General features: G+C 67.6%; 5 protein-coding genes. 4 read left to right on the forward strand and 1 reads right to left on the reverse strand.

Annotated elements, in window-relative coordinates; genetic code table 11:
- Positions 1 to 125: 50S ribosomal protein L34 (gene rpmH, locus GX015_RS05115; protein ID WP_291343302.1), on the reverse strand; the 125-nt coding region annotated here is incomplete at its 3' end.
- Positions 126 to 820: 695 nt separating this feature from the next.
- Here rpmH and dnaA point away from each other — a divergent pair.
- The 4 genes from dnaA to GX015_RS05135 all read left to right on the forward strand — a co-directional run.
- Entirely contained in the window at positions 821 to 2,569 is a 1,749-nt protein-coding gene (dnaA, locus tag GX015_RS05120; protein ID WP_291343296.1) for a chromosomal replication initiator protein DnaA, read from the forward strand.
- A 538-nt stretch (positions 2,570 to 3,107) separates the two neighbouring features.
- A complete protein-coding gene (dnaN, locus tag GX015_RS05125) occupies positions 3,108 to 4,298 on the forward strand; it encodes a DNA polymerase III subunit beta (protein WP_291343298.1) in 1,191 nt (396 codons plus the stop codon).
- Positions 4,299 to 4,350: 52 nt separating this feature from the next.
- Positions 4,351 to 5,595, forward strand: a complete 1,245-nt coding sequence (gene recF / locus GX015_RS05130; protein WP_291343299.1) for a DNA replication/repair protein RecF — start codon at positions 4,351 to 4,353, stop codon at positions 5,593 to 5,595.
- Positions 5,585 to 6,088: DUF721 domain-containing protein (locus GX015_RS05135; protein ID WP_291343300.1), on the forward strand; the 504-nt coding region annotated here is incomplete at its 3' end. The genes recF and GX015_RS05135, both read left to right, overlap by 11 nt.

Genomic DNA, 6,088 nt, shown 5'->3' on the forward strand with positions numbered 1-6,088 from the left:
CGGGCGCGGCCCTTGTTGCGGCGGGCGGCGACCACGGCGCGGCCCGAACGGGTGCGCATGCGGGTACGGAAGCCGTGCACGCGGGCACGACGGCGGTTATTCGGCTGGAACGTCCGCTTCGACACGGGTGACACTCCTTGGTTTCAGGGGCCGGGGCGCAGGTGACCGCGCGACCGGCCCGAACGATTGTTTTCACACCCTTCGCGGAAACCGGCCGGCATGAGCCGGACGTTGCCGTCGACGGGCCCGCGAGGCGCAGAACCCGACGGTGCCGGGACCCGCGCAGTGCGGTGAACACATCGGCGACCCAGGGGGCACCCGGGGTCGCGGATATGACAGACCCGATCAGGCTACGTGGAGCGGGGCGGCGAATACAAATCCGGCGGCCCCCGGCGCGTCGCGGCGAGCGAGGGCGACACGCGGCCCGACCTGTGGTGATGCTGAACGGAAGGCATGAACTCACAAGCACCTCCGGAGGTGCAACTGTGGATAACTGTCGTCACATGAGTAACACGCGACCTGCATGTTCGTTGCATTACCGCAGGTCAGCTACGAATGGCGGGCCAAATCAATCGCCGCCGCAACGTGTGGATAGACTGTTGGGAAATCAACGGCGCGGAACTTTCCACAGCTGTGCATGAACGTGTGGAAGCCCTGGCCATCGCCCCGATGCCATGTGGAGAAATTTCCCACAAGCGAAACCCTCCCCGACTCCACCGTCCGCCCGGGATGGCGCCATCCCCGCCACCCGCGCGACCCCTCGCCGATCGACCCCGGCGGGTTATCCTGACCGTCCGACCGAAACCCGAAGGACCACGCGTTGACCACTCCCAGCCGAGACTTCCACGACACCTGGCTCCAGGTGATCGACATGCTCATCGCGGGAACGGACGTACGCGACGGCGAACCGCAGCCTCTGCCCATCCAGCACAAGGCGTTGCTGCGCTCGGTGCAACCCGTCGGGCAGGTCAACGGCTTCGTTCTGCTGGCCACGGGCAGCGAAATGGTGCAGACGCTGGTCAAGGAAGAGCTCTCCGAGCGCATTGAGCGCGCCCTCGAGGCGATCACCGGTTCCGCCCAGCAAGTCGTGGTCACCATCTCGGAGGAATCCGGGCACGACGACCAGGCGGGGCATCCCGGGACGGGCCAGGCGGGGACCGGACACGCCGGACACGCAGGCGCTCCCCGGCACACCGTGGCCGGCCGCGAATCCCCCCAGCCCGCGCAGCCTTCCCAGCCTTCTCGGCACGCCCAGCCCGGTCAGGCCACACAGTCCGGGCATCCGGACCACCGCCGCCACCAGGATGCCGGCTCCTGGCGCACCCTCGAATTCGAGCGCGACGCCCGCGAGACCGCGGAGTTCGGCGAACCGGCGCCGCAGAACACCGGGCACGGGTCCGCGTCCCCCGCGCAGCGCCAGCCCATGCAGCCGCAGCCCCCGCAGAACCCCGCGACGCAGGGCACGGCGGCCGACCTGTTCGGCCGCGGCAAGTACCCGCTGCACGACATCGGCGATCCGATGGGCCAGCCGGTGGAGGAACCGACGCTCAACCCGAAGTACACCTTCGAAACCTTCGTCATCGGACCCCAGAACCGTTTCGCCGCGGCCGCGGCCGCCGCCGTCGCGGAGCAGCCGGCGCGCGCCTACAATCCGCTGTTCATCTCGGGCGGCTCCGGCCTGGGCAAGACGCACCTGCTCCACGCCATCGGCCATTACGCCACCGCGCTCGATCCGAAGCTGCGCGTGCGCTACGTGTCCTCGGAGGAGTTCACCAACGACTTCATCAACTCGGTGCGCGACGACGCCCAGGAAAGCTTCAAGCGCCGCTACCGCGATCTGGACATCCTCATCGTCGACGACATCCAGTTCCTGGAGGGCAAGGAAGGCACCCAGGAGGAGTTCTTCCACACGTTCAATGCCCTCCACCAGGCGGATCGCCAGATCGTGCTGTCCTCGGACCGTCCGCCGCGCGAGCTGAAGACGCTGGAGGAGCGCCTGCGCACCCGCTTCGAGTGGGGCCTGACGCCGGACCTGCAGCTGCCGGACCTGGAGACGCGGATCGCCATTTTGTCGAAGAAGGCCCAGCTCGACCGCCTCAACGTCCCGCACGACGTCCTGCAGTTCATCGCCGAGCACACCGCGTCGTCGATCCGCGAGCTGGAGGGCCGCCTGCTCCAGGTCACCGCCCAGGCGTCGCTGCTGAAGATGCCGGTGTCGCTGCAGCTCGCGGAGGAAATCATCGGCTCGGACAGCGCCGAGGTCGAGATCACCCCGGACATCATCATTTCGGCGACCGCCGAGTTCTACGGCCTCACGGTCGCCGACCTGACCGGCCCCGGCAAGACCCGGCCGGTGTCCCACGCGCGGCAGGTGGCCATGTACCTGACTAGGTCGCTCATCGACATCTCGCTGCCGGCCATCGGCAAGGTCTTCGGCAACCGCGACCACTCGACGGTCCTGTACGCCCACCGGAAGATCCAGAAGGAAATCTCCGACAAGCGGGCCACGAAGGATCAGGTCAACGACCTGACCACGCGCATCCGCGAGCGTTCCCGGGCCATCGGCTGAGCCACCGGCCGCGTCGCGCTTGACGACGGCCACCGAAGCGGCGACGCCCGAAACGACGGAAGTCGCCCGATTCCTTACTTAATGCGTGTAATTACGTCTATGTAATTTGGAGACTCGGGTCACACCGATCCTGTGGTCAACCAGCGGTTTTCGGTTCACGGAACTGTGGATGACGCGTGGTCATCTGTGGATGAATCCCGAACTCGCGGATTTATCCACAATCGGGGCGATTCATCCACAGATCCATCAACCCCCCGTCAACATCGGGATCTCCACGACGACCAGCGGCAGCGGCGTGAACTCACAGGATTCACAGCACCTACTGCTTCCCCCAACGATGAATCTCAATCAACGTCCGATGAAAAGGGGCCTGTCGACGAACGCCGCCACGAGAGCCGGCGAATGACAGGAGCTGCGAGGCCGCCGCCGACGGAGCGGCGAAACTGGGTTAAGGTTGTGGTTCGAGGAAAGACCGGCGAAGGCCGGGCCGCCCGCAATCGCGGCCGGACCACAATTTCGTGACACTCATGGAGGGACGATGGAGCAGACGGACGTGCGTCTCCGCGCCGCCAAGGACGATCTCGCTGATGCGGTGGCGTGGGTTGCCCGCAGTCTGCCGACCCGCCCGACCCAGCCGATTCTCCGGGGCATGGTGTTCGTCGCCGGCGACGAGGGTCTTGAGATCGCCGGCTACGACTACGAGGTTTCGACGCAGATCCGCATCGCCGCGGAAATCTCCGAAACCGGTCGTTTCGCGGTCAACGGCAAGCTCGTCTCGGACATCGTGTCCAAGCTGCCCAACAAGCCGATCGACATGCACTACGACGGCACGAAGGTGCTGGTCACCTGCGGTAAGTCGCGCTTCGAGCTGCCGGCGATGACTCTGGAGGACTACCCGGCTCTGCCGTCGGTCCCGGCCGCGACCGGCACCATCGATCCGCAGCTGTTCACCGAGGCGATCGGCCAGGTGGCCGTGGCCGCCGGCCGCGACGAAACGCTGCCCATGCTCACCGGCATCCGCATGGAGACCGAGGGCAACATGGTCACCATGGCCGCCACGGACCGTTTCCGCCTGGCGGTGCGCACCTTCGAATGGAATCAGATCCCGGAGGGCAACGCCGAACTGCTCATCCCGGCCAAGACGCTGGCGGACACCGCCCGTTCGCTCGACGCCGGCTCCAGCGAGCCGGTCACCCTGGCTTTCGGCGACGGTTCCGATGGCCGTGCCGTCGGCGCCGATGGCCTGCTGGGCATTCTGGCCGACCCGCGCCGCACCACCACGCGGTTGCTCGACGCCGAATTCCCGAAGTTCCGGCCGCTGCTGCCCAAGCAGCATTCGTCGTTGGCGTCGGTGCGCATCGATCCGCTGCGCGAGGCCATCCGCCGCGTCTCCCTGGTCGCCGATCGCGGTGCCCAGATTCGCATGGACTTCTCGGAGGGCCAGGTCGTCCTGTCCGCCCACGGCGACGAGGCCGGCCGCGCCGAGGAAGTCCTGGAGTGCGCGTTCGTCGGTGAGCCGCTGCTCATCGCGTTCAACCCGGGCTACCTGGCCGATGGCCTGTCGGCGATCCACACCGATCGCGTGGTCATGGGCTTCACCCAGCCGTCGCGTCCCGCGGTGCTCATCCCCGAGCCGGACGAGCTGCCGGAGGCCGGCGAGGACGGCATGTTCCCGAACCCGGAGACGGAATTCACGTATCTGCTGATGCCCGTCCGCCTTCCGGGCTGACCGGCCGCTTTCCGGCGGAAGGGAAGCGGGGCAGCGTCCCCGCGGTGCCGACATGTATCTGCGTTCGCTGAGCCTGCGCGACTTCCGGTCGTGGCCGGAGCTCAATCTCGAGCTCGAGCCGGGAATCACCGTGTTCACCGGGCGCAACGGGTACGGCAAGACCAACATCGTCGAAGCCGTCGGCTACCTGTCCACGCTGTCGTCGCATCGCGTATCCACCGATGCGCCGCTGGTCAGGTCGGGCGCGGAGTCCGCGCGGGTGTCGGCGACGGCGGTCAACGACGGCCGCGAGCTGACCGCGCATTTGCTGATCAACCCGCACCGCGCCAACCAGGCGCAGCTCAATCGCACCCGCCTGCGCAGCCCCCGCGAACTGCTGGGCACCGTGCGTTCGGTGTTCTTCGCGCCGGAGGATCTGGAACTGGTCAAGGGCGAGCCGGCGCAGCGCCGCCGATACCTGGATAATCTCCTCGCGGTCCGTCGCCCGCGCATGGCCGGCGCCCGATTGGAATACGAACGGATCCTGCGCCAGCGCAATGCGCTGCTCAAAACCGCCGGCGGGTCGTTGCGCCGGGGGTATTCCTCGTCGGAGGGCCAGGCGGCGCTGGCCACGCTGGACACCTGGGACGCGCAATTGGCGCACGTCGGCGCGATCATCACGGCGGCCCGGATCGCGCTGGTCCGGGACCTCGGACCACGCGTCATCGAGGCGTACGCCACCCTTGCCCCGTCCTCGCGACCGGCGAACGTCGAATACCGCACGAAGCTGCCCGTCGACGAGCTTCCGGATGACCCGGAGGTCATCGAGGCGCTGCTGCTCACCGAGCTCGGCGCCCGCCGCAATCGCGAAATCGAGCGAGGCCTCAGCCTGGTCGGGCCCCATCGCGACGATCTGCAGCTCAATCTCGGCACCGACGCCGCGAAGGGGTTCGCCAGTCACGGCGAGACCTGGTCTTTCGCGTTGTCGCTGCGGTTGGCGTCCTACCTCATGCTCCGCGAGGAGGGCCCGGATCCGATCCTCGTCCTCGACGACGTCTTCGCCGAGCTCGACCGGCATCGCCGCGAGGCGCTGGTCGGCATCGCGACCCGCGCCGAGCAGGTGTTGATCACCTCGGCGGTCGGCGAGGAGTTGCCGGATGGGCTTGACGACGCCCCGCGCGTAACCACGCACGTCGTCACCGTCGAAGACGTCGATTCGGGACGGATCTCGGTGCTCGACGCCCAAGAAGATGCGGCGGACGACGCTCCGGAGGATGCCGAGGGCAAGGACGAGGAGGTGGCGTCCGATGACCGATGACGCGGCACCCGATCTCGTCGGCGACGTCTTCGAGCGCATGCGGTCCACGGCGAAGACCGGCGGCAAGAACCCGCCATCACTGCAGCGCCCTCCCCGCAAGAACTCGGGATTCACGCTGGAGGCGGGTCCGCGCGTCGTCAAGCGAAACGAAGACGGCGAAGTCGCGGGCGACGGAACCGATGCCGTGCCGGTGGTCCGCGATCGGGCGGGCACCCGCATCCCTCAACGCCTGCTTTACCGGGACGGCATCCGCATCCGTCGGCGCCGCGACCGCAGCCCGCTCGCATTCGGCGCGATTCTCGCTGGTCAGGCCAATGAACGAGGATGGCAGCGGAACATCGCCAACGGCATCATCATGTCGAAATGGCCGGAGATCGTCGGCGACGTCATCGCAGATCATGCCGAGGTCGTGGAGTTCAAGGAGGGCACGCTCGTCGTGCAGTGCGCGTCGAGCACGTGGGCGACGCAGCTGCGGCTGGCGCAATCGCAGATC

Source organism: Corynebacterium sp. (assembly GCF_012837295.1).
In the GTDB taxonomy this organism is placed as follows: domain Bacteria; phylum Actinomycetota; class Actinomycetes; order Mycobacteriales; family Mycobacteriaceae; genus Corynebacterium.

Coding starts and splice junctions, on each gene's coding strand:
- dnaN (WP_291343298.1), top strand. CDS start 3,108: ATGGAGCAGACGGACGTGCGTCTCCGCGCCGCCAAGGACGATCTCGCT.
- recF (WP_291343299.1), top strand. CDS start 4,351: ATGTATCTGCGTTCGCTGAGCCTGCGCGACTTCCGGTCGTGGCCGGAG.